This is a genomic window from Sediminispirochaeta bajacaliforniensis DSM 16054, from assembly GCF_000378205.1.
Classification (GTDB): Bacteria; Spirochaetota; Spirochaetia; order DSM-16054; family Sediminispirochaetaceae; genus Sediminispirochaeta; species Sediminispirochaeta bajacaliforniensis.
On sequence record NZ_KB899431.1, the window covers coordinates 31,322 to 54,251 of the forward strand.

Annotated in this window: 23 protein-coding genes; 20 read left to right on the forward strand and 3 right to left on the reverse strand. The window is 49.2% G+C overall.

Annotated features, from left to right (window positions below):
• The first annotated feature begins 47 nt into the window (after positions 1 to 47).
• The 7 genes from F459_RS0119260 (at position 48) to rlmB (ending at position 9,252) form a co-directional block, all read left to right on the forward strand.
• On the forward strand, positions 48 to 3,437 hold the full coding sequence (locus F459_RS0119260; RefSeq protein ID WP_020614338.1) for a SpiroCoCo family coiled-coil protein: 3,390 nt from the start codon (positions 48 to 50) through the stop codon (positions 3,435 to 3,437).
• A gap of 134 nt (positions 3,438 to 3,571) precedes the next feature.
• Positions 3,572 to 4,255 (forward strand): nucleotide exchange factor GrpE, encoded by a 684-nt coding sequence (gene grpE, locus F459_RS0119265; protein WP_020614339.1) that lies wholly within the window; start codon positions 3,572 to 3,574, stop codon positions 4,253 to 4,255.
• A 61-nt stretch (positions 4,256 to 4,316) separates the two neighbouring features.
• A complete protein-coding gene (gene dnaK, locus F459_RS0119270) occupies positions 4,317 to 6,266 on the forward strand; it encodes a molecular chaperone DnaK (RefSeq protein ID WP_020614340.1) in 1,950 nt (649 codons plus the stop codon).
• A gap of 16 nt (positions 6,267 to 6,282) precedes the next feature.
• Positions 6,283 to 7,416: a molecular chaperone DnaJ gene (gene dnaJ, locus F459_RS0119275; protein ID WP_020614341.1), complete on the forward strand. Its 1,134-nt coding sequence runs from the start codon at positions 6,283 to 6,285 to the stop codon at positions 7,414 to 7,416.
• A gap of 7 nt (positions 7,417 to 7,423) precedes the next feature.
• A complete protein-coding gene (locus F459_RS0119280) occupies positions 7,424 to 8,008 on the forward strand; it encodes a hypothetical protein (RefSeq protein WP_020614342.1) in 585 nt (194 codons plus the stop codon).
• Between the two features lie 30 nt (positions 8,009 to 8,038).
• Positions 8,039 to 8,485, forward strand: coding sequence for a hypothetical protein (locus F459_RS0119285; protein WP_020614343.1), 447 nt, complete (start codon positions 8,039 to 8,041; stop codon positions 8,483 to 8,485).
• Positions 8,486 to 8,496: 11 nt separating this feature from the next.
• A complete protein-coding gene (rlmB, locus tag F459_RS0119290; protein WP_020614344.1) occupies positions 8,497 to 9,252 on the forward strand; it encodes a 23S rRNA (guanosine(2251)-2'-O)-methyltransferase RlmB in 756 nt (251 codons plus the stop codon).
• Here the strand turns inward: rlmB and purD are convergent.
• From purD to F459_RS0119305, 3 genes are all read right to left on the reverse strand, one after another.
• Positions 9,249 to 10,505 (reverse strand): phosphoribosylamine--glycine ligase, encoded by a 1,257-nt coding sequence (gene purD / locus F459_RS0119295; protein WP_026295121.1) that lies wholly within the window; start codon positions 10,503 to 10,505, stop codon positions 9,249 to 9,251. The two genes, rlmB and purD, sit on opposite strands and share 4 nt — an antisense overlap.
• A gap of 169 nt (positions 10,506 to 10,674) precedes the next feature.
• On the reverse strand, positions 10,675 to 11,667 hold the full coding sequence (gene dusB / locus F459_RS0119300) for a tRNA dihydrouridine synthase DusB (RefSeq protein ID WP_020614346.1): 993 nt from the start codon (positions 11,665 to 11,667) through the stop codon (positions 10,675 to 10,677).
• Between the two features lie 29 nt (positions 11,668 to 11,696).
• Positions 11,697 to 12,470, reverse strand: coding sequence for a TatD family hydrolase (locus F459_RS0119305; RefSeq protein WP_020614347.1), 774 nt, complete (start codon positions 12,468 to 12,470; stop codon positions 11,697 to 11,699).
• A 160-nt stretch (positions 12,471 to 12,630) separates the two neighbouring features.
• On the opposite strand from F459_RS0119305, the gene F459_RS0119310 reads away from it, so the two are divergent.
• From F459_RS0119310 to rpmE, 13 genes are all read left to right on the forward strand, one after another.
• Positions 12,631 to 13,653 (forward strand): M23 family metallopeptidase, encoded by a 1,023-nt coding sequence (locus tag F459_RS0119310; RefSeq protein WP_020614348.1) that lies wholly within the window; start codon positions 12,631 to 12,633, stop codon positions 13,651 to 13,653.
• 33 nt (positions 13,654 to 13,686) lie between these two features.
• Complete coding sequence (locus F459_RS0119315) at positions 13,687 to 14,160, forward strand: bactofilin family protein (protein WP_033302122.1); 474 nt, start codon at positions 13,687 to 13,689, stop codon at positions 14,158 to 14,160.
• The gene (locus F459_RS0119320) at positions 14,148 to 14,654 is read left to right on the forward strand and encodes a YaaR family protein (protein ID WP_020614350.1); all 507 of its coding nucleotides are present in this window, start codon (positions 14,148 to 14,150) and stop codon (positions 14,652 to 14,654) included. Before F459_RS0119315 ends, F459_RS0119320 begins: the two co-directional genes overlap by 13 nt.
• A gap of 15 nt (positions 14,655 to 14,669) precedes the next feature.
• Positions 14,670 to 15,584 carry a PSP1 domain-containing protein gene (locus F459_RS0119325; RefSeq protein ID WP_020614351.1) on the forward strand — a complete coding sequence of 305 codons (915 nt, stop codon included), beginning with the start codon at positions 14,670 to 14,672 and terminating at the stop codon, positions 15,582 to 15,584.
• 88 nt (positions 15,585 to 15,672) lie between these two features.
• Positions 15,673 to 15,942, forward strand: a complete 270-nt coding sequence (gene rpsT / locus F459_RS0119330; protein ID WP_026295122.1) for a 30S ribosomal protein S20 — start codon at positions 15,673 to 15,675, stop codon at positions 15,940 to 15,942.
• Positions 15,943 to 15,964: 22 nt separating this feature from the next.
• Complete coding sequence (locus tag F459_RS0119335) at positions 15,965 to 16,294, forward strand: HU family DNA-binding protein (protein WP_026295123.1); 330 nt, start codon at positions 15,965 to 15,967, stop codon at positions 16,292 to 16,294.
• 8 nt (positions 16,295 to 16,302) lie between these two features.
• The gene (gene lnt / locus F459_RS0119340; RefSeq protein WP_033302124.1) at positions 16,303 to 17,946 is read left to right on the forward strand and encodes an apolipoprotein N-acyltransferase; all 1,644 of its coding nucleotides are present in this window, start codon (positions 16,303 to 16,305) and stop codon (positions 17,944 to 17,946) included.
• Positions 17,947 to 18,017: 71 nt separating this feature from the next.
• Positions 18,018 to 18,755 (forward strand): response regulator transcription factor, encoded by a 738-nt coding sequence (locus F459_RS0119345; protein WP_020614355.1) that lies wholly within the window; start codon positions 18,018 to 18,020, stop codon positions 18,753 to 18,755.
• Position 18,756: 1 nt separating this feature from the next.
• Positions 18,757 to 18,978, forward strand: a complete 222-nt coding sequence (locus tag F459_RS0119350; protein WP_020614356.1) for a hypothetical protein — start codon at positions 18,757 to 18,759, stop codon at positions 18,976 to 18,978.
• A gap of 36 nt (positions 18,979 to 19,014) precedes the next feature.
• Positions 19,015 to 19,428 carry a bactofilin family protein gene (locus F459_RS0119355; RefSeq protein ID WP_013255738.1) on the forward strand — a complete coding sequence of 138 codons (414 nt, stop codon included), beginning with the start codon at positions 19,015 to 19,017 and terminating at the stop codon, positions 19,426 to 19,428.
• Positions 19,421 to 20,686 carry a nicotinamide-nucleotide amidohydrolase family protein gene (locus F459_RS0119360; RefSeq protein WP_020614357.1) on the forward strand — a complete coding sequence of 422 codons (1,266 nt, stop codon included), beginning with the start codon at positions 19,421 to 19,423 and terminating at the stop codon, positions 20,684 to 20,686. The genes F459_RS0119355 and F459_RS0119360 overlap by 8 nt, the downstream gene beginning before the upstream one ends.
• Positions 20,687 to 20,813: 127 nt before the next feature.
• Positions 20,814 to 22,394 (forward strand): transcription termination factor Rho, encoded by a 1,581-nt coding sequence (gene rho / locus F459_RS0119365; protein ID WP_020614358.1) that lies wholly within the window; start codon positions 20,814 to 20,816, stop codon positions 22,392 to 22,394.
• A gap of 77 nt (positions 22,395 to 22,471) precedes the next feature.
• Complete coding sequence (gene rpmE / locus F459_RS0119370; RefSeq protein WP_013255735.1) at positions 22,472 to 22,675, forward strand: 50S ribosomal protein L31; 204 nt, start codon at positions 22,472 to 22,474, stop codon at positions 22,673 to 22,675.
• Positions 22,676 to 22,930 lie beyond the last annotated feature (255 nt).

Below are 22,930 nucleotides of genomic sequence, written 5' to 3' on the forward strand. Positions count from 1 at the left end.
TCACTCTTCCTGGGTAACAATAATCGGGGATAAACTGGGAGAGAAATATGGTATTCTCATTGGGAAATGTTATTACCCTCTTGATTGTGGTGCTGGTACTGGCATTGTATCGGCAAATGGACCGCAATAATCGTTCTTTGGACAAAATTCGGCGCTATTCGGAGAAAATCAAGGGCGAGTTGGACGGTTTTGTGGATGGAAAGACCCAGGAAGTAAAGAACCTTGCCATCGATCTTGATGTTCATCAGAAAACCGGCAAAGAAATTCTTAAGCGGATTGTCGGTATCGAAGAGGAGCTTGAGAAAAAGGCCGAGAAGATTGAGCTCGTGCATGAACGCATCAGTGAGTATGACAAGACCCTCGGTGAGCTGGGCCGCATGACCGGTCAGGTCGAAGAAAACCTCAAGCGTCTCCATGAGGAATCGGAATTTGTCGATAAGGTCGGCAAGCGGGTAAAGGAGGCCGGGGTCCGGATCCTCCAGCTGGAAAAACAGATCCCCGAAATCTACGGAAAATTCACAAAGGAAAACGATACGGCCTTGCGGAAGGTGAGTGCCGAGGTGCTGAAACGTACCCGTCAAATCGTTACCGGTGTTCATAAAGAGGTGGAGGAGGCCGAGACCAGGATCCACGATTTCACCGAACAACTTGACCGTCTTGAGGATCGGCGAAGCTCTATGGAGGCCGAGACGATGAAGGCTATTGAGGCTGGTCTTGATGAACAGCTCTATCGGGCCGAACAGCGCGGAGAGTCCCTTGTCGCGGGGTTCGACGAGGAGCTGAGCGGAACACTTGAAAAGCGAAAGGAAGAAGGCAATCTCTTTCTTCAACAATTACAAGGCGGTCAGGAGCAGCTGAACCAAAGCCTTACCCGTTTTCGGGATGAGATGTCGGCGATTGAATCGGCATATCAGGAATCCCTCGAGAGGGCCGCCAAACGCGGAGAGAACCTCGACGATGAGGTCTTTGAACTTCTTAGAAAAAATATCGAAGCGAAGCGGCAGGAAACCGAGTCGAGGCTTCTTGCTGATATCCAGTCGACGGCCAATGCAGCCGAGAAATCACGATCGGAGGTCGATCAGAGGTTAGGTGCTTTTGAGAAGGAGATTGATGATCGCTACGAGGCACTTACAAAGACGGCCGACGCTGCCGCACTACAGCTTGACGAACTGACCGAGCGTTCCGGCCGCCTCGACACCGATCTCAAACAGCGTCAGGAAGAGAAGCTCGCAGGTTTTGAGCATACCATTGAAAAGACCTTTACCGAACTTGAGGATAAAATTTCCAGTTGGGAAGAGGAGGTCTCCTACCGGTTTACCAGGATCGAAGAGGTCAGTGCCGATATCGATTCCCTTGAAACCAATCTGCGAGACTCCATGGAACGGGTATCTTCCCGGGTGCGGGATGACTTTGGCCTCTTTAAGGATGAGATGGCTGGTTATCGCAGCGATGAAAAGGAACGGGCTGATGCGGAGATCGGCGAGATTCGCAGCGCCATTGCCGGGGTTGAAGAAGAGCTTAACCAGCTGAAGAACCAGGCCTATCAGAATGTTTCTGAAAAACTTGAGGTCTTTGAGTCTGAGTTTTTCGGTGATCTTCAGCGCAGGGCCGGCCAGATGGATGAACGCATCGAGGCGTGGAAAAAGGATGTGGAGATGCGCCTCGAAGAGCTGGGTACCAACGGGGAGAACGGTCGCCAGAAACTGGAAATCGAATATGCCGATGAGTTGAAGCAGCGCTTGAGCAGCTTCCAGGGAAAGATATACGCCCAGCAGGAAAAATTCGAGCAACAGGTCGCTGCCTTTCAGGAGCGAATCGGCGAGCGTATGAACACTACGGGGCAGGCCCTCGGCGGGCTTGAAGAGAGTCTCAAGAACCAGATCCTCGAGGCAAAAGAGAGTTCTCGCCTCACCTTTCAGAAGGAGTTCAGCGATTACGATAGTTCGGTTTCGTCGCAAATCAAGCGGCAGGAGCGGGAACTTACCAGTCGGCTGACAGAAATTTCCGAGGGTGTTGAAGTCAAGCAGGTGGAGCTTACCCAGATGATGGAGAGTGCCCGAAGCGATCTCTCAGGATGGCAGGAAAAGGTGCTTCAGGAGCTCGAAGAGACAAAAGGGGAGCTTTCCGGCGACTATAGCGAATTGAAGAAATCGACCGAGGAGAATATCGGTGCCCTCAGGCGTGATTTCGAGGCGCAGCGGGACGACCTCATCCTTCAGACTCAGGAAGAGCGCACGCGTCTTAAAAACGAGTTGAAGGAAATTTCCGATACCATTCTTGAGTTCGAGGGCGATTTGCGTAAACGTACCGAATCGGCTTTCGACAACTTTAATCGTGACTATGAAAACTTTTCCATCGAGATACAGAAGCGAAACAGGGATTTTCAGGCTGATATCGATGAAAGGATCAAGGATTTCAAGGCCTTTGGCGCCGATACAAAGGATAAGGTCGAGCAGATGCAGAAGAAACTGCTGGGCCGAATTGAGGAGAACAGCGGTGCTCTCGATGCACAGCTCCAGGATATTGATAAGCGTTTGAAGCAGTTTCTGGCTCAAACAAAGCTCTTTGAGCGTGCCGACGCCCTGAAGATCGGGCTGCAGGAAGCTATCGAAGACCTCAAGGTTGAGATCAACAGGATCGAAGGACAGAGCCAGGAGATTCGTGAAACCGAACGGAAATTCCAGTCGATTCGAAAGCTGGGTGATGAGGTGAACGGTCGGCTTAACCGTTTCCTTGCCGAAAAAAAGCGGCTTGAGGAGATGGAGGGCGATTTTAAAAAGCTCATCAATATCAGTCAGGCCGTCGATGTGAAGCTTGATCAGGTTACCGGCAGCCATGATGAGCTTCAGTCTATACAGGCGCGGCTTCGGAGCCTTGAGGATCTCGAAAAAGAGATCGAGCAGCGCTATGAACGTCTTGAAAAACGGCGTGATGTAATGGATTCCACCATCGAAGGGGTCGACAGTAATTTTCAGCGAATGACCGATCTCGAAAAAGAGCTCAAGGAGATCGATTCGAAATTGCTCGAGCTTCCGGAAACGATCGACGAATTGCGTCGCCGTATCGATACTTTGGCGATAAACAAGCGTAAGGCAGAGGATGCCATGGAGCAGCTCGAAAAGGTCGATGCCCTCCTAAGCGATTCGGAAAAGCGGATTGACGAGTTGCAGAAGGCACGTGAGTGGCTCGCCCGGACCGAAACCCGTCTTGAAGAGGTAAGCAAACAGGCGCAGGAACAGGTGAAGCTGCTCGGATCCATCATGAAGAGCGATGGGGCGACGGGAAGTGATAAGCGAGGAGCTCCGGGGATGAATGCCAGGGAGCTCGTCTCCAGGCTTGCGCGGCAAGGATGGACCGTCGATCAGATTTCCAGGGCAACGAAGCTGAGCAGGGGTGAGGTCGAGCTTATCCTTGAAATGATTCCCAATAATAGATAACTCTATCTCTTGTTGATATTTCCTCCCTTCATTTGTGAAAATGCTTGACGCCTTTCCTCTGGGCTTAGTATTTTAATGATGGCCGTAAAGCCGATATCAAAGTATATGTTACAAACTTATCATAGAGGTTACGCATGACCAGAGATGATGAACAGAATATAAAAGATGCAGCCGATCAGTTGCGTACCGAAGCAGAGGAACAAGAGACTGACGGTACACCGAATATAGCTGATGAAAAAGAAACGGAAGAACCCGCTTCTTCTTCGTCGGAAGCATCTGTAGAAGAGCAGGGCTCCGATCTTGAGGCAAAGATTCGGGAGCTGGAGGCAGAAAATAGTGATTTGAAAGATCGCTATCTCCGTAAACAGGCAGATTTTGAAAATTTTCGAAAGCGCATGCTTCGGGAAAAGGAAGAGTCGATTAAATATGCCAATTCAAGTCTGATCTCGGACTTGATTACGGTTATCGATGATTTTGAGCGGGCCATCCGTTCTTCCGAGGAATCGAAAGATTTTGAAAGCTTTCACTCGGGTATCGAGATGATCGAGAAACAGCTTGTCGGTGTTCTTGAACGAAAGTATGGCCTTTCGCGGATGGAGAGCGTAGGGAAGGAGTTCGACCCTCAGCTCCACGAGGCTATCGGTATGGAAGAGAACCCCGATTATGATGTGCAGACCGTCGTCGAGGACTATCAGCGGGGCTACATGCTCCATGATCGGGTACTTCGTCATGCCAAGGTACGAGTGGCCATGCCGGCCCCGGAAAAGGGTGGACAGGAGCCTGAGGAGGAGCCTCAAAACGAGGCCGCAAAAGAATAATACGGCGAAGGCCGAATACGATATTTTTATACGAGATAATTAGAGAGAGGAGATATGCACTATGGGACGGATCATCGGAATTGACCTTGGAACGACAAACTCTTGTGTTGCGGTAATGGAAGGCGGAGAGCCGATCGTCATTCAGAATGCCGAAGGGCAACGGACCACCCCTTCTATTGTAGGTTTTACGGCGAAGGGTGAGCGGTTGGTTGGTCAGCCTGCAAAGAACCAGATTGTTACCAACCCTGAAAACACCATCTATTCGATCAAGCGTTTTATCGGGCGTCGTTTTTCCGAAGTGCCGAGGGAAATCCAGATGGTTCCCTATCAGCTGAAAGAGGCTTCCAATGGCGATGTTCGTGTTATGGCTCACGACAAGGAATATTCGCCTCAGGAGATTTCGGCGGCTGTTCTTCAGAAGATGAAGAAGACGGCCGAAGACTATCTGGGCGAGTCTGTTACCGAAGCCGTTATCACCGTTCCCGCCTATTTTAACGATGCTCAGAGGCAGGCGACCAAGGATGCGGGGCGTATTGCCGGTCTTGAAGTAAAACGGATCGTCAATGAGCCGACGGCGGCCGCCCTTTCCTATGGTTTCGGAAAGGACGGAAAGGATGAAAAGATCGCCGTTTATGACTTCGGCGGAGGTACCTTCGATATCTCGATCCTGGAGTTGGGAGATGGTGTTTTTGAGGTTAAGTCGACCAATGGTGATACCCACCTCGGTGGTGATAATATCGATCAGCGAATTATTGAGTGGCTTATCGAGAGCTTTAAGCAGGACAGCGGAATCGATCTTTCCCAGGACCGGATGGCCCTCCAGCGTCTGAAAGAGGCTGCGGAAAAGGCTAAGATCGAACTTTCCGGCACCCAGTCTTCGGATATTAACTTGCCCTTTATTACCGCAGATGCGTCGGGACCGAAGCATCTGCAGTACAATCTGAGCCGGGCCAAGTTTGAGCAGATGGTTGGGGAACTTATCGAGGGCACCCGTAAGCCCTGTACAGATGCCTTACGGGATGCGGGCCTTTCGCCTTCCGATATTGACGAAGTTATTCTCGTCGGTGGCTCAACACGTATCCCCGCCGTACAGCGGATTGTAAAGGAGATCTTTCAGCGTGAACCCCATAAGGGTGTTAACCCCGATGAGGTAGTGGCCATCGGTGCCGCCATCCAGGGGGGAATTCTTGGCGGTGATGTGAAGGATGTTCTGCTTCTCGATGTTACGCCCTTGTCCCTCGGCATCGAAACCCTTGGCGGTGTCTTTACCAAACTGATCGAACGGAATACGACGATACCGACCCGCAAGAGCCAGATATTCTCGACTGCCGCCGACAATCAGACTGCCGTTTCCGTGCATGTGCTCCAGGGTGAGCGCGAAATGGCAAGCCAGAACCGTACCCTCGGTCGTTTCGATCTGGTTGGAATCCCTCCGGCCCCTCGGGGTGTGCCTCAGATCGAGGTAACCTTCGATATCGATGCCAATGGTATTGTCCATGTCTCTGCAAAGGATTTGGGAACCGGCAAGGAACAGAAAATCAGGATCGAATCCTCCTCCGGCCTTACCGAAGATGAAATTAACAAGATGGTTCGTGATGCCGAGTCCCATGCAGAAGAGGATAAAAAAGAGCGGGAAAAGATTGAAGTTCGCAATGAGGCCGATTCTCTGATTTATTCGACCGAGAACAGTCTGAAGGATTTTGGTGATAAGGTCGATGCGTCCGAGAAGGAGAAAATCAATGCTTCCGTCGCGGCCTTGAAAAAGAGCGTGGAATCGGGAGATATAGCGGATATTAAGAGCAAGATTGAAGAGTTGAAACAGGCCTCCTACAAGCTTGCCGAGGAAGTGTATAAGCAGGCAGGGGCCGGCCAGGCCTCCGGTGCCGCCGGCCAGGCGTCCGGACAGGATGCGGGTAACGAAGCTGGCTCAGGTTCCTCTTCCGAGGCTTCCGGCAATGGCAATGTCGAAGATGTTGATTACGAGGTTGTCGACGACGAGAACGACAAATAGAGTGGAGTCTTAGACAGTGGCCAAGCGTGATTATTACGAAGTCCTTGGGGTCCCGAAAGGGGCCTCCAAGGATGAGATAAAGAAAGCCTATCGTAAACTTGCGATAAAGTACCATCCCGACAAAAATCCGGGAGACAAAAACGCCGAAGATTCTTTCAAAGAGGCTACCGAAGCCTATGAGGTTCTCGGAGACGAAAAGAAACGGCAGGCCTACGATCAGTTCGGCTTTGCCGGTGTGGAAGGCATGAACGGAGGTGGTGGAGGCCACGACTATTCGACTGTTTTTCACGATTTTGAAGATATATTCGGAGATTTCGGCGATATATTTTCAAGTTTTTTCGGAGGTAGCGGGAGCCGTTCCCAGGGCGGACGAAAACGACGGTCCAACCGTGGCCCTGATCTTCGCTATAACCTCGAGGTTTCGTTCAAAGATGCTGTCTACGGAACAAAGGTGGAGATCGCTTATGCCAGAAACGTCTCCTGCTCCACCTGTGGCGGATCTGGAGCCGCTTCTGGAAGCGGCAAAAAGGTGTGCCCGACCTGCGGCGGTAGCGGCCAGGTTCGACGAAGTTCCGGATTCTTTTCCATTGCTTCCCCATGTCCTACCTGTGGCGGTGAGGGCTACATCATTGAAAATCCTTGTGCTGCCTGCCACGGAAGTGGATTGCTGCGAAAACAGCAGAAAATCAAGGTGACAATTCCTCCGGGGATCGAAAGTGGAAAGCGGATCAATATACCGGGACAGGGAGATAATGCAGTCGGCGGCGGCCCTGCCGGAGATCTTTACGTATTTATTACCGTTAAGCCCCATGACTATTTTGAGCGGGACGGGAATGATCTCTACTGTGCGATTCCGATTTCCTTTACACAGGCTGCACTCGGCTCCGAAATTCAGGTTTCGACCCTTGAAGATAAAAAACTGAAGCTTAAAATTCCGGCCGGGACCCAAAATGGAAAAATTTTGCGTATAAAAAACGAAGGTGTTCCCTATCTTCATAACAATGCGAAAAAAGGTGATCTGTACATTAAGATTATGGTCGAAGTTCCCAAAAAGTTATCACTGCGCAGCAAACAGCTGCTTAAAGAGCTTGCCGACATAGAGGGGGAAAACGGGACACCGCAACCGGTATCTCTTTCATCTTTACGGTAGGTTTTTGGTGTTTGGAACGCTTGAGAATTTCGGTTTCCTTTCTCTTGGATTTGGCCACATTCTTTCAGCCTCTGTACAGCGGTCGTATCTGACTGTAAGCGGAGGCTGTAAGCATGATCGGGTGGGAATTGTCGAGCATGAACTTTCGGAGCTTTTTTCTCTTTTTGATACCTATAATGCTCTCGTTGCGACGCTCTATGATCCGCAGCGCCCTACCGCTAAGGTGTACCATGTGCCCGATGACATCTTACCGGCGCTTGCCGTACTGCGTTGCTCCATACGTGCCAGCCGGGGCGAATTCCGTTTTTCTCTTGAATCGGCCCTCGTCGTCATGGATCTCAGCCATTTCCTGTTTGCCCTGGCCGCTGCCTCGCAGAATTTTCTCGAAATTTCCGATGGAAGTTTGTCTTCACTGAACACATCTGCTCCTTTCTTTCCCGTTGCTGCCGACCGTCATCTTGTCCTTGAGGGAAAGATGAGAGATGAAGAATATGTGTTCCGTTTCTCGGGAGAGAACCGTACCAAGGAACTACGATTTCTTCTCGGGGGGAACGAATCTGTTAACTATCCTTTATCTCCTTCCGATACTTAAAAGGATTTCTCTCTGCAGGAGCCGTATGCAATGAAAAGCCTCGTTACTCTATTTTTTCTTCTGTTGATATGCTATGCCCCTTCGCTATATGCGGAAGAGAAAGGGCAAGAGGATGAAAGTAACGTTTTTCTCTCTGTCCGTGAATTCCGTGACCATGCCCTTTCTGATCCGGTCGGCTTGCCTCCCGATCAGTTTGATACCAGCGGGGACGGAAATATCGATTACATAGTTATCTCCGACCATGACGGAAATAAGCTCTATGAGATGCTCGATTACGACCGTAACGGAGAGATGGACGATTTTTGCGTCTATGGGGAAGGGATGCTGCTTCAGAGGGAGATCGATTCGAACAGCGACGGTATGATTGATATTTGGGTCTTCATCAAAGATGGGGCCTACGTCGAAGAGCTGCGACAAGATAGCGATTTCGATGGAGTTGTCGATAAGGTAACGAAGTACGGAGAAGAAGATCAGTGAGGAAGGAGATGATGGATCGGCAGCTTATTTATGGTTTTCATGCAATCGAAGAAGCGTTGAAAAAAAGGCATCGGGGTGCTGACCTCATGGTCTCCGGCAGGTCCAAACGGATATCTGCCCTTATTGCACTGGCGGAACAAAAGGGATGTAAGGTTCGTAATGTAAGCCGGGAAGAGCTTGATAATCTCTCGAAAGGGGTTGATCATCGCGGAGTTTTGCTGTTCCTTTCCGATACTGTTTCTTCCGGGAAGAAGCCGACTACAAATCGTGATTTCGATACGGCTTTACAGCAGCTGGCAACAGGAGAGGAGCAGGCCCTGATTTTGTTGCTCGACGGAATCACGGATCCCCAGAACCTCGGAGCTATTTTACGGAGTGCCGATCAATTTGCCGTCGATCTTGTGGTGCTCCCAGAACGTCGAAGCGCCGGGGATGGGGCGGTCGTTGATAAGGTCTCTGCCGGAGCCAGTCTCCATGTTCCAAGGAGTGTGGTTCCCAACATTCCGAGGGCCGTCGAAGGCCTCAAGAAGGCAGGTTTCTGGGTCTATGGGGCCGATATGGGCGGCGACTGCGCATGGAATCTTTCATTGAAGGGAAAGGTCGCCATCGTTCTTGGCGCGGAAGGAAGAGGGATCGGCAGGCTGGTACGGGAACGATGCGACGAGATTATCTCCATCCCGTCACGAGGCCATATCGATTCGTTTAATGTTTCTGTTGCCGGCGGTATCCTTCTGTATGAATGCCGCCGGCAACAGTGGAGTGATTAATCCTCAAAAAAGGCGTTGCCGATATCGTTTCTGTACCAGGCCCCGTCGAACCTAATACGTTTTACCGCCTCGTATGCACGGGTATTTGCATTGACAATATTATTCCCAAGCCCAACAACGGTAAAGCAGCGGCCGCTGGTTGAAAGTGTTTCGCCTTTCTCTCCGACCCTGGTGGATCCATGAAAAACGAGGGTCTCTTTTTCCGGAAAGGCCGGAATCCGCTTAAGCGGAATCTCTTTTTCGGTTTCTCCCGGATATCCTTCGCTGGCAATGACTACACCTACCGCAGAGTTGTCATTGTATTGCATGGGGAAGCTTTCGACCGTTCCGTTTTCAATTGCCTCAACCACATTGCCGAAATCCGATTTGATCAACGAAAAAAGCACCTGGGCTTCCGGATCTCCGAATCTGACATGATATTCAATCAATTTCGGGCCTTCTGCCGTGAGGACGACGGAGAAGAAAAGCACTCCCTTGTACATAAGCCCCTCTCGTTTTAATCCGTCGAAGCTGGGGCCGATGATGGTATCCCGTATACGATCCATGGTTTGTTTACTTACCGGTGGAACGGGACAGATGGCCCCCATTCCGTTGGTCGCCGGGCCTTGGTCATTTTCTTTTGCCCTCTTGTAATCGGCACAGGGAGGGAGAACCAGAAAACCGTTTCCGTCGGTCAGGGCAAATATCGAAAGACTTATACCGACATGATACTGTTCAAGGAGGATTGAATCCTTTTTTAAGAGCTGCGAGCCATATTCAAGCAGTTTCTCCGGCTGATCGGAGTCGAACATTGCCTTCCAGCGGGAGAGACCGTTTTTTTTGATGATCAGCCGCTTACCACTGTTTTCTTGTATCGCTCTTTCCAGTTCAGAAACGCTTGTAACAAGGGTTCCCTCCGTTGAAGGAATTTCATAGCGTTTCATAAAGGCTTTTCCGTGGGCCTTATCCGCCTCTAATCTCGTTGTTGCCTTTGGCGCGCCGAAGGTTGGAATTCCTCTTTTCTGTAAGAGGTCCACCATCCCGTTTTCAAGCGCATCCTCAATGCCGCAAAAGACATAATCGATATTCCACTGGCTGCACGCCTCGGCCACCTGTTCGGGATCAGCCGGGTTGATCCCCTTTAGGTTCTCCCCCAGTTCATTCGTCCCCGCATTTCCAGGCGCAATATACAAACCACAGATCCTGTGACTTTTGGAAAACATCCAGGTAACGGCATGTTCCTTCGCACCTGATCCCAACACTAGTACGCGCAATCTCATCCTCCCCATATTGCTGTCAGACAACAGAAAACGGCCTGCGGCCGTTCATCTGAGATTGTCTGAAATGGCATGTGCTTATGTAGCATGATCTATTCTGAAACAATACCTATTGATGAAACGCTAACACTCTTCAGGGGGCAAGGTCAAGTGTGGAGGAGGAGGGCTATCCTCTTCGTGATAGATAGTCCTCTACCGTCCTGCGATAATCTTCTTCGGTTTCACAGGTTACGATACTTTGGCGAAGCGCTGCGGAGCCGTCGAGCCCCTTGGTATAGCCGGCCATTTGTTTTCGCATTTCTCTGCAGGCAACCCGTTCGCCTTTGTCCTCTATGGTGTAATGCAACTGTATCAAGGCGGCCTTCATGATCTCCTCGACGGAAGGGCTTCCGCCTGTAGGATCGTGTTCCAACACTCTTCGTGTTTGTTCAAAGATGAAAGGGTTCCCCATGGCTCCGCGTGCAAACATAACGCCGGAACATCCTGTTTCCATAAGAAGTCGTTTTGCGGCTTCCGGGGAAAAGGCGTCGCCGTTACCGATAACCGGGACCCTGACCGTTTGAACCAGTTTGGCAATTGCACTCCAATCGGCACTGCCTGAGTAGCCCTGACTGCGTGTCCTCCCGTGGAGGGTTATCATGGCGGCTCCTGCCGATTCCGCAGCTTGGGCGGCCTCAAGATAGTTTAGGGTATTGCTGTCCCAACCTGTGCGGAGCTTGACGGTTATGGGGCGAAAGCTGCTTCTGGCGAGCAGTGAGACAATTCGATAGATTGTCTCCGGGCTACGCATAAGAGCGGCTCCTGCTCCGGTTTTTACAACCTTGGGAACGGGGCAACCACAGTTGAGATCAATGAGCGTCGGGTCCGCCTTTTCAATGACCGGGAGGGCCCTTTCTGCCTGTTCCGGATTTGAGAGAAAGATCTGGACACCAAGCAGCTTCTCACCCTTCGCCCGCCTCAACAGGGCTATGGTTTTTAGGTTCCTTCTGGCGAGGGCCTCCCCGCTTACCATTTCCGTGTAGGTGAAGGGGGCTCCGTGTTCGATGCAGATACGCCGAAACCCCCTGTCGGTAATACCCGCCAGGGGTGCAAGAAAAAGATTGCCCGGAATTGTCACTCCGGGCAGGATGATTGGATGATATAAGCAATCGGTTTTCACAATCCCATTGTCACGGCAGCGCTGTGTGCCTATTCCGAGAGACCGAAGACCGTAAGACTGTTACGGTACAGCTGCTCGTTCAGCTCCTCAAGGGAGAGCCCGCGCAGCTCAGCAAGGAATTCCGCGGTGGCATGGAGATATGAGGGTTTATTCCGCTTACCTCGATAAAGTGCCGGAATCATAAAGGGGCTTTCCGACTCGATCAACATGCGATCGATGGGCATATGTTTTGCCGTTTCTTGTAAATTCCTGGCGTTTCTGTAGGTAACATTTCCGGCAAAGGAGATGAAGAGGTTCAGATCCAGTGCCTTTTTTGCATACTCCCAATTCTCGGAGTAACAGTGCAGAATTCCACCCTTGGGGGGAAGCTTTTCTGATAATATGTCGAAGACATCGGCTCCGGCCTCCCTGTTGTGAATGATAACAGGAAAATCCAGACGGGTTGCAAGTTCCAGTTGTCGCACGAAGAGTTCGATTTGAGAATCTCTATCCCCAAATTTGCGGTAATAATCAAGACCGATCTCCCCGATGGCAACCACACGGTCAAGTTTTGTCCCTTCCTCGATTTTTAGCTCCCAATCTTTCCCAGGATTCTGAACTTCCGAGGGAGATACGCCGATACTATGAAGGACATGGGGCGCAGAGGAGAGGTTTTGGTATACCTGGAAGAAGTCATGAAGGTTATTACAGATGCTCACAATGTGCTTAACACCTGACTGTTTCGCTTCCTGTACGATAATGAGTTGTTCGATCGGGTCTTCATTTATCAGCCCGATGTGAGCGTGAGTATCAAATAGCTGCATACAATGATTCCAGTTAGTATTGTGGTTTGTATATATTTTACATATACTGTTATAACTGTAGCATGAAGAGTAGGTGCCGTCAATTATATTTGACAATTATTTTTGCCCATGGTAGTCTGAGTTGACTAATTGTATTGCAGACAACGGGGAAGGAGCATAGATGTCACCGGCAAATCATTATAAAAAGACAGAGAAAACAATCATAAGGCGCGTTCTCGCTTTTTTAGGAGTGATTTTTAAGGCGGTTGGTCGCTTCTTTGCAAAGGTTTATCAGACCGGTAAGCAGCGTTTTACCATCATGCTGATTCCCCATTCGGAAAAAAGTATCTTCAATTTTCGTGTTTCGGTCTTTTCTTTGATTTTTTCAGGCTTTCTTCTCGGCGGAGTTGTCGTTTCCTTCCTCCTTTTTAGTACCCGTTTTTCAGGACTTAGCCGGCTTGTGGATCAAAAAGAGACGGCACTCGAAGACTCCAGGTCGAATATTGAAGCGATACGTGAAGAGATCACCGAATTGAAGAAGGTTTCGAAGACCTTTGAGGCTTCCCTCAAGACGACAATGAGTACGTTTGGTGTGAAGGGGGATGTGAAAGCCGCTTCGGTTCTCGACGGAGGGGATTTAAGTTCTTTTTTCGACGTTCAGGAACAGAGTGAAGGTATCGGGCGTGAGCTTTCCGAGCTCCGTTCTCTGCGGGAGTTCCTCGAACAGTCAAGTGATGATTTGCTGCGGGTCAGTGATATTATGTCGAGTCAGGGGGATCTCCTTGTGGAGCTTCCCACCCTTTGGCCTGTCGAGGGAGGGGTCGGGAGGATTACCAACTATTTTGGGCCCGAGATTCATCCGTTTACCGGACAATGGTATCTCCATAAAGGAATCGATATCGCCTTTCGGCGGGGTAAGCCTATCGTGGCCGCCGCCAATGGAAAGGTTGTTGAGCGCAAGTATGATGCGATGGGCTTTGGAAATTATGTGGTGATTCGGCATCCTTATGGTTTTGCCACGAAGTATGCCCACATGGATACGGTATATGTTGAAGAGGGTGATGTAGTTACCCAGGGACAGAAAATCGGGACAATGGGAAATACGGGATTGTCGACCGGGCCTCATGTTCATTTCGAAGTGCGAATCGGAAGCCAGGTTGTTGACCCCGAACGGTTTTTAAACGTAAAATCCGATCTACGATAAAATAGTTATTCCGAATAAGCGGTAATGTATTTCATGAGCGATTATTTAGATCTTGATGGTGTGTTTATCAATTCTCTTGTCGGCGAAGGGACCAGATTCGACGGCGATATTTCTTTACATGGGCTTCTTCGTATCGATGGAGATTTTCGGGGGGCTGTCAACGCTGCGGATAAAGTTCTTATCGGTAAGAACGGTAGGGCTGAATGCTCTATTACTGCAGGTACCGTTGTTGTCGGCGGCATCCTTAAGGGGGATATCGTTTCTTCCGAAAAGGTAGTGGTCCTCTCTTCCGGAATGGTGATCGGTAATATTACTACTCCTCGGTTGGTCGTGGAGGAGGGTGTTATTCTAAACGGGGCCTGTACCGTTCTTGGGAAAGATGGATCCCGGGCGGAAGCTGACATACCGATATCCGATCAGAAACCTCGTGATATCGATCGTTATAATCCGATCCGAAATGCCAAACGCGAGGCTGTTGGTGAGAATGCCGGAACATGGCAAAGATAGATTCTCTTAACGGCGGATTTTCTCTTCGAAATGGGAAAAATCGTCGAAAAACCCGTTCTTCCTCAAAAGATGTTCGGGTTTCTTCTCCTTCGTTTTTTGAAGTTGTTACAGCGGAGAGTGAGGTGTCTGTTGATTCTCTTGCCTCCCACGCTGCCGCTGCTGAAAATACTTCTCTTGAAGAATTGTTGGATGACGTTCACACCCTAGGTGAACGGTTGAAGGAACGTCCAACAATGGATCGGATCAAGGAGTATCGAAGAGCTGTTTCCGGTTTTTTGCAATACATTGTTCATTACACCTTCGAAGCGGAAACCATAGAGGGAGCCCGTTTTATCAACCCCATGAAAAAACAAAAGCGGTATACATTGATTCGAGTCGTCAATGAGAAGTTGGAACGTTTGGTTTCAGGGGTCTTGGTCAATCAGCTTCCCCAGCTTGAACTCCTTCGACGGGTTGAAGAAATCAACGGTCTGCTTGTTGATCTGCTGCAATGATTAGGAGGCTTCGCTATGAGCGATAATTATATTGAAGAGCCCGTAGGGGTACCGGAGATGGATGCCTCCGTATCCTCTATTGAGGAGGATAATGTTTCTCCTGTTATGGTAAAATTCCCATATTCCAGCGAAACGGTTGTCTGTCTTGCTGATAATGCCGAGGTTCTGTCGATAGGTGATATGGTGCTTGTGCCGAGTCGGTACGGAAAGGATCTTGCGAGGGTTCTTGGCCCTGTCCATTGCCCTGGTTGCGGCGAAGATCCCCCTCCCAAGGTGCTTCGCAAGGCGAACGATCAGGATCTTGCCACCTATGAGCATAATCTTGAACGCGAGCGGGAAGCATTCAATATCTGCAGGGAAAAAATCCATGCACATGGTCTTGAGATGAAACTGGTTGCGGCGCATTACCTTTTGGATGAACCAAAGGTCCTCTTCTTTTTTACTGCCGAGTCAAGGGTCGATTTTCGATCCCTGGTAAAGGATCTTGTTTCAGTCTTTAAAATGCGCATAGAGCTCAGGCAGATAGGAGTCCGTGATGAATCACGGGTTCTTGGTGGTGTGGCCGTTTGCGGACGTCAGTTTTGCTGCCATGGAATTACCGATAAACTCAAGCCTGTTTCGATTAAGATGGCGAAAGAGCAAAATCTTTCTCTTAATTCTATGAAAATATCCGGTCCCTGTGGCCGTCTTCTTTGCTGCCTTTCTTATGAATACGACTTTTATCGCGAGGAAAAGGCACTTGTTCCTTCAGAGGGAACAAGGGTCAGAATAGGCGGGGAGACATTTAAAGCCATTGAGGTGAATATTCTCACGAAAAAAATACGTTTTGCAGGGCCGGAGGGGCGTAGCGTTGAAGTTCCTTTTTCCCGTATCAGCCGGGGAGAGAATAAGGAATGGCGCATCGACTACGATCCGGATGCGGAAGATTGAAATATGAATAGTGTGCTTCTTATGTTGACAGCAGGGCTGTTTTTTGATACGGTGCAACACCGTGACATTATAATACGGAGGAGATAGATTGCCATCAAATAAGTCCGCCGAGAAACGGCATAGACAGAGTCAGAAGCGGAGATTACGGAACCGCATCATGAAGAGTGGTGTGCATACCGCACGGCGTAAGGTTGATGCGGCATTGAAGAGTGGGGATAAAGAAGCTGCAGAACAGGCTTATAAAGCCTATGTTCAGCTTATTGACAAGGCTGCAAGAAAGAGTGTTCTTCACAAAAACAATGCAGCAAGAAAAAAATCCCGACTTAGCAAAGCCCTGAACGCTCTTCAGGTTCAGTAGGGTGGCGATTGTCCAGATTGTTATGGAAACCGGTAACAAACTGACAAAAGCAGAAATTATTGAACGCATTTACGAAAAACATGAGGTTAATCGGTCTGATATTCATGATGTGATCGATGCGCTTTTTGAAGAGTTGAAAGATGCACTTCAGGAGGATCGTGTCGTTGAGCTGAGGGGCTTTGGTACCTTCGAGATCAGAACCAGAAAAGGACGGGACCGTGCTCGCAATCCAAAGACTGGCGAGATCGTGCCGGTCAATACCCATGGTGTTGCTGTATTTCGACCAGGAAAGGAACTGAAGCAAATCGCCTGGCCCTTACGGGGAGAAAACGGCGGCTCCGGGGACGAGTAGTGTCGAGGATGCTTGCCGACGGAGGCAGCCGCGGGCTCTTGCGGAAAACCTTTGGGGAGCTGGGGCTGCTTTCGCTGTCCGCCTTTCTGTTTGCTTTCTCATTTCCGAGCTTTATTTCAATTGACGGTCTATGGCCGTTGGTTTTTATTGCCCTTATTCCGATTGTCCCTGTTATTCGGCGTTGTTCTTGGGCTGCGGCCCCCTTCTACGGCGCTTTTTACGGTTTCCTTTCATATGCTATTTTTAATTACTGGCTGACCACATTTCATCCTCTGGCGATTTTTATCGTTCCTGTGATTTATGCTGTCTATTTTCTTGTTCTCTTTCCTGCCTTGAAGGCCGTTGACCTGTTCTTTCCCCGATATGCGTATTGGATTCAGGCCGTTGTCTGGGTTGCCTACGAGTATTTAAGAACTCAGGGTTTTCTTGGATATCCCTATGGCAATCTCGGCTATGCACTCTACAAGGTACTTCCCGTGATTCAGATTTCCGAACTGACCGGGGTTTGGGGCGTGAGTTTTCTCATCGCTCTTATCGGCTTCTTCCTTGGCCATGCCCTTTTGTTTACCTTTGAGTATGATGCCTCTTTCCTTGCCTCTCTTAAGGTTTGGTTTGGTCGCCGAAAAGCGGCCCTTGCCGTTTGTTCCGTATTGCTTGCTGGTACTTTGATCTTCGGTTTTGTCGTCATGCGAGGCAATTACGATGATCAACGTCCCTGGAAGGTGGCTCTTATACAACATAATGCGGACACCTGGAAAGGGGGGCTTCCTACCTATAGACGCAATCTAAGAACCATGATTGCCTTGAGTGATCGTGCGTTGGCGGCAGATGAACCAGAAGCGGTTATTTGGTCGGAAACCGCCTTTGTACCTGGTGTCGATTGGCATAGCCGTTATCGAACCGATTCTGAGCGTTATGCTTTGGTTGAGGAGTTGCGGAATTACCTTGCCGATAAATCTGTTCCCTTTATTCTGGGGAACGATGACGGGCAAAAGGCCGATCCTGGGTTGCCTCCGATTCTGTCCGACGGAAGGCTGAACCGTGTCGACTATAATGCCGTGTTGCTGTATGAAAATGGGAAACTGCGGCAGACCTATCGGAAAACACATTTGGTGCCCTTTACCGAGAATTTTCCCTATAAAAAGCTCTTTCCCGGGTTTTACCAACTTCTGGTTGATCATAATTACCATTTTTGGGAAAAGGGTACCGAATATACGGTTTTTGAGACCGATAATGGGGTGCGTTTCTCCACCCCCATCTGCTTTGAGGATGTATTCGGTTATCTTTCCCGGCGTTTCGTCCGAAACGGGGCAGATGTTATTGTAAATTTAACAAATGATTCCTGGTCCGGTTCTGTTGCAGCCCAGATGCAACATATGGGTATGGCTGTGTTTCGGGCCGTTGAGCTTAGACGTAGCGTCATCCGCAGCAGCAACAGCGGCATGACCTGTACTATTAATCCTGACGGAAGACTTACCGGTATGCTTGGACCCTTTGTTGAGGATTATTATATAGGTTCCGTACCGATCTATGCAGAGCGTAATACCCTGTATTATCATTGGGGGGATTGGTTCCCTCTCGTCATGTTGTTTCTTGGCCTTGTTTTTCTTCTTGTAGGCGGGGTGAGAAAAATTGTGCTTCGAAAGAACTAATCTTTCATTTTGGGGCTATCATTGACAAGACGCAGTTCATATAGGAAGATATAATAACGAAGGACGTTCCGATGGAAGAAAGAACCAAAATTCTTATTGTTGACGACGAACCAATAAATCTCGATTTTTTCGATGTAATGCTTAGTAAGCTCGGTTTTGAGATCGGCAGGGCTGAGGATGGTGAGGAAGCCCTTGAGCAGATTAAAGCTTTCAATCCCGATCTTATTATTTTGGATAATGTGATGCCGAAGATGTCTGGGTGGCAGGTAACCCGCATCGTTAAACAGGATCCTTTGTTTGAAAAGTATCATGATATTCCCATTATCATGTTTTCGGCCATGGATGATGTGAAGGATAAGATAGAGGGATTTGAGCTGGGGGTGGAAGATTACATCACGAAGCCCTTTAATTTTTCCGAGGTTCTTGCTCGGATTCGGGCGGTCCTGCGAGGAAAGGAGCTCTATCAGCAGATCCTGCATCGTGAGAAAGAGATCGCCGTTTCAATCGATTTGCGGAGACGGTTTGATTCCTTTGCCGATCAGGCGAAAGAATCTCTCGGCACATTGCTTTCCGCCTGTGAGCATGTGAAAGCGGATGATGAGAATGCCATTACGGGCTATCTTGGAAAGGTCCATGATGAGGTTGATGCTGTTCTCCGCTCCCTTGATCTTCTCGAGAAGGAGATACATGAACGAAGGTCTGAGCCTCTGATTGGCAGTTCGGCACTTGATGATCTTGATAAACGTTTTGACAGTCACTTTCGTCGGCTTAAGGAAAATGCCGACACTATGGGGGAAGTGAGGGAATAGGGTGGTTGGTGAAGAGAAGTTAAAGGTTCTTGAACTTTTTGCCGAAGGTCGTAAACAGTACAAGCTCATGGACTTTGCTTCGGCCAAGGATTTGTTTGCCCAGGCTCTCCGTCTGGACGCGGAAGATGGCCCGTCAAGGGTCTATTATGCTCGTTGTAAGCATTACATTGAGAATCCACCCCCTGATGATTGGGACGGTGTGTTTGTCATGCAAACCAAATAGGAAGTACTCACAGGAAGCATACACGGAATAATCACTATGGCAAGACAACAAAATAAGCGAAAAGCTTCTGCAACGGCAACGACTTTGGGGCCTCAGACGGTTCTAAAGGGAATTTTGAGATTTTCGGATTCTCTGACGATCAAGGGAGTCTTCGACGGCGAAATCGAAGCTTCCGGTCACCTTGTGGTAGAGAAGGGGTCGAGAGTCAAAGCCGATATTAAGGTCTCTTCAGCGGTGGTGTCGGGATCAGTAACTGGTAACATCCTGGCGGAAGAGAAGCTGGAAATGGATAGCAACGGGCAGGTGTTTGGTAATGTAAGAACCCGACGACTAAGAATTGCCGACGGTGTTCTTTTTGAAGGGACCTGCGAGATGATCAAAGACCCGTCGGGTGTCGATGTCTTTTCCACTCGCGGCGAAAAATTGAAGAAGACCGTCACCAGTGTCTGAAATATCAGTTATCATTCTTTCAATCGGCACAGAACTCACCGAAGGGATCATCAGGGATTCTCATGGTCAGTTTCTTTCCTCCGAGTTTACCGCTCGAGGTTTTTCTGTCAGGCGAATCGAGCAGCTTCCCGATAATGACGGATTGCGTGCCCGATTTCAAGATGGCGTAAATGATGCCGATTTAGTGATCATCACAGGGGGCTTGGGACCAACTGCCGACGATATCACCCGTGATGCAGTTGCCGACCTGTTCGGAAAGAGATTGGAATTTCGTGAAGATGTTTGGGAGATGATAAAAGACCGTTTTCCCAGACTCTGTGGAAATGCAAACCAGCGTCAGGCGATGATCCCCGAAGGTTGTGATGTTCTGGATAATCCTTTTGGAACGGCCCCCGGCTTTCGCGGCGAAGTAGACGGAACCTTACTCTTTGTTCTTCCTGGGCCTCCGAAAGAGCTTCGGGGAATGGCGGAGTTACACCTTTTTCCCTTTGTTGAACATCATTTTGCGCTTCCTGTTCGTGAGCTGAGCGAGGCTTCGATATTTCTGATTGGTGAATCACGGCTTGAAGAAGCATGCCGGGAAATTGTTGCGGACAATGCGGACCTCGAGCCTGTGTTGTGGGGAACCAGAGTTCAGGAACGGAGAATAAGCCTCTATTTGCGAGGTGCGCGTGAAGAGGATCGGCTCCGTTTTCTCGATCTTTTGGCCAAGAAAATGGGAAAAGAGCTTGTTAGACTAGGTGACCTGAGTGCCGAACAGATTCTTTTTTCCTCCCTAAAAGGATGGGGGCTGACTTTTGCTGCCGCAGAATCTTGTACCGGTGGAATGTTAGGTTCCGTTCTTACCTCTCTGCCGGGAAGTAGTGCCTATTTTTTAGGCAGCTGTGTAAGTTATGCCGATTCTTTTAAGCGTCGTTTTCTCGGCGTTGGTGAGGCAACCTTATCTCAATATGGGGCTGTCTCTCGCGAATGTGCAATGGAGATGGCTCTTGGTGTTCTGGATGCAAGCGGGGCCGATGTGGCTTGCTCCATTACCGGCATAGCCGGGCCTTCCGGGGGAAGTGTCGAGAAACCGGTAGGCACCGTTTGGTTCGGTTTGGCTGGTAAAGAGGGCGCGGTTTCCGCCAGACAGTTCCGTTTTGGTTTTAGCCGTGATTCAGTCAGGCGACGTGCGACGGTAGCCGCCATGCTTCTGACTGAAATCTATCTTGATGGTGATGACGCTCTTGACATGTGCGGTTTCTGGCAATATAGTTAACGTATCGGATAACATCATCCCGCATCACCATTACAATCAAAGAACAAGATTTTCCGTCGAAAACGGAGCTCTTTATGCGAATCTTATATACATTCTTTATCCTCATTGACGAGAGAAGCGGAGAACTATGGACGAAATGAATGTGAATGAACCAAACGAAGAAAAAAAGCCGGAAGAAAAAAATCAAATGACGACAGTCGTTGCGAAGAGAAAGCCGAGAAGAAAAAAAGTACGGGTGGAATTGATCAAAGAATCGACAGATGTCGATAAAGATGATAACCAACAAAATACAGGCGATGAAAGTTTGATCCCTCCTGATAAAATCGGTGTCAGCAAAAACGGAGAAGAAAATGATCCCGTTATAGCAGCCCGCCCCTCCGGTCGAAGAGGCAGGGGGAGAAAGCCTGGCGATAATGGAGAGAGGGAAGAGAAACCCCGGCTTTCTATCAATGATCTCTCGCAGATGACCGTTCCCGACCTTCGTGATTTTGCCGCAAACCTTGGTATCAGTAGAGACAACCTGATCACCATGAAAAAACAGGAAATCATTTTTGCCGTTTTGAAAAGTCATACCCAAAGTGGAGGTGCCATTTCCGCTTACGGCTCTCTTGAGATCCTTCCCGACGGGTACGGCTTTCTGCGTTCCCCTCAGAATAGTTATCTGCCCGGTCCTGATGATATCTACATTTCTCCAAGCCAAATCAGGCTTTTTAATTTGAAAACAGGTGACACCGTATCCGGGCAGATCCGTCCGCCGAAAGAGGGTGAGCGGTTTTTTGCCATGCTGCGGGTAGAGGAAGTCAACTATGATGATCCAAGTGTCGCCCAGACAAGGGTTTCCTTCGATAGTCTGACTCCCCTTTATCCGGATACAAGGATCAACATGGAGACTGTTTCGGGGGATTTTTCTACCAGGATGATTAATCTTTTCTGTCCGATTGGAAAAGGGCAGAGAGGGTTGATCGTATCTCCTCCCCGAACGGGAAAGACTATTTTACTTCAAAAGATTGCCAATGCCATTACGGAGAATCACCCAGAAATATCGGTTATTGTTCTTTTAATTGATGAGCGACCCGAAGAGGTGACCGACATGCGGCGTAACGTCAAGGGAGAGGTCATTGCCTCCACCTTCGATGAACAGGCAACACGACATGTTCAGGTCGCCGAGATGGTTATTGAAAAGGCAAAGCGGCTTGTAGAGCATAAGAGGGATGTGGTTATTCTTCTTGATTCCATTACCCGCCTGGCCCGTGCCTATAACCAGACGGTCCCTACGAGCGGCAAGATCCTTTCCGGTGGTGTGGATTCCAACGCCCTTCATAAACCGAAGCGCTTTTTTGGTGCGGCGCGTAACATTGAACATGGCGGGAGCCTTACCATCGTTGCGACTGCATTGATCGAAACCGGATCGAGAATGGATGAGGTTATCTTTGAAGAGTTTAAGGGAACCGGTAACATGGAGATCAATCTTGACCGACGAATGTCCGACCGTCGACTTTTCCCTGCCATCAACATCAAAAAATCGGGAACAAGGAAAGAGGAGCTGCTCTTAACCGATGAGGAACTCAACAAAATGTGGGTTCTGCGCAAGGTTATCAATCCCATGGATGATATAGAGACTACCGAGTTGATGATTGACAGAATGCGGAAAACGAAGAATAATGAGGCCTTCCTGAAGTCTATGAATACCACTTCAGGAGAGATGTAGAAGATTTGATATGCGGTTTCCTGCCGGGAAGAGCTTCTTTCAGCAGGGAATATCGATATATTACTGGAGGCAAAACCATGAAAGAGGGAATCCATCCCAAATACGAGATGACCAAGATCACATGCGCCTGCGGCAATGTGATTGAAACCCGTTCGACGGTGAAGGATATGGAGGTTGAAATTTGTTCGGCCTGTCATCCTTTCTTTACCGGTAAGCAGAAGCTGGTTGATACAGCAGGCCGTGTCGAACGGTTTAAGAAGAAATACGGAATCAAAGACTGATTGTGTTAGCGGTCATCGCTTAAAGGCGTTCTGCCGATATGGGTGGAACGCTTTTTTTATCTACTGTCCGGAATCGTGGTGATTCCTTTACCTCTAAGCCCATGCATAAGAAGGAAGATAGTCAATCATCCACCGTAAAGCCGTGGGAATGCACCTGACCCACAGCTCCCTCCCACTCCGATTCATGGGCTGGTTCCGTAAGAAAAACCTCCGCCTGGTATACAGACTCCTCAACTCGGATGCTATCCGCTTCCC

What these genes read in the sequence shown, in the direction of transcription:
- F459_RS0119285 (WP_020614343.1), top strand. Translation starts at nt 8,039, where the DNA reads ATGAAAAGCCTCGTTACTCTATTTTTTCTTCTGTTGATATGCTATGCC.
- dnaK (WP_020614340.1), top strand. Translation starts at nt 4,317, where the DNA reads ATGGGACGGATCATCGGAATTGACCTTGGAACGACAAACTCTTGTGTT.
- F459_RS0119305 (WP_020614347.1), bottom strand. Translation starts at nt 12,470, where the DNA reads ATGCAGCTATTTGATACTCACGCTCACATCGGGCTGATAAATGAAGAC.
- F459_RS0119320 (WP_020614350.1), top strand. Translation starts at nt 14,148, where the DNA reads ATGGCAAAGATAGATTCTCTTAACGGCGGATTTTCTCTTCGAAATGGG.
- F459_RS0119315 (WP_033302122.1), top strand. Translation starts at nt 13,687, where the DNA reads ATGAGCGATTATTTAGATCTTGATGGTGTGTTTATCAATTCTCTTGTC.
- lnt (WP_033302124.1), top strand. Translation starts at nt 16,303, where the DNA reads ATGCTTGCCGACGGAGGCAGCCGCGGGCTCTTGCGGAAAACCTTTGGG.
- F459_RS0119345 (WP_020614355.1), top strand. Translation starts at nt 18,018, where the DNA reads ATGGAAGAAAGAACCAAAATTCTTATTGTTGACGACGAACCAATAAAT.
- rho (WP_020614358.1), top strand. Translation starts at nt 20,814, where the DNA reads ATGGACGAAATGAATGTGAATGAACCAAACGAAGAAAAAAAGCCGGAA.
- rpmE (WP_013255735.1), top strand. Translation starts at nt 22,472, where the DNA reads ATGAAAGAGGGAATCCATCCCAAATACGAGATGACCAAGATCACATGC.
- F459_RS0119335 (WP_026295123.1), top strand. Translation starts at nt 15,965, where the DNA reads ATGGAAACCGGTAACAAACTGACAAAAGCAGAAATTATTGAACGCATT.
- F459_RS0119325 (WP_020614351.1), top strand. Translation starts at nt 14,670, where the DNA reads ATGAGCGATAATTATATTGAAGAGCCCGTAGGGGTACCGGAGATGGAT.
- F459_RS0119310 (WP_020614348.1), top strand. Translation starts at nt 12,631, where the DNA reads ATGTCACCGGCAAATCATTATAAAAAGACAGAGAAAACAATCATAAGG.
- F459_RS0119260 (WP_020614338.1), top strand. Translation starts at nt 48, where the DNA reads ATGGTATTCTCATTGGGAAATGTTATTACCCTCTTGATTGTGGTGCTG.
- grpE (WP_020614339.1), top strand. Translation starts at nt 3,572, where the DNA reads ATGACCAGAGATGATGAACAGAATATAAAAGATGCAGCCGATCAGTTG.
- F459_RS0119355 (WP_013255738.1), top strand. Translation starts at nt 19,015, where the DNA reads ATGGCAAGACAACAAAATAAGCGAAAAGCTTCTGCAACGGCAACGACT.
- rlmB (WP_020614344.1), top strand. Translation starts at nt 8,497, where the DNA reads ATGGATCGGCAGCTTATTTATGGTTTTCATGCAATCGAAGAAGCGTTG.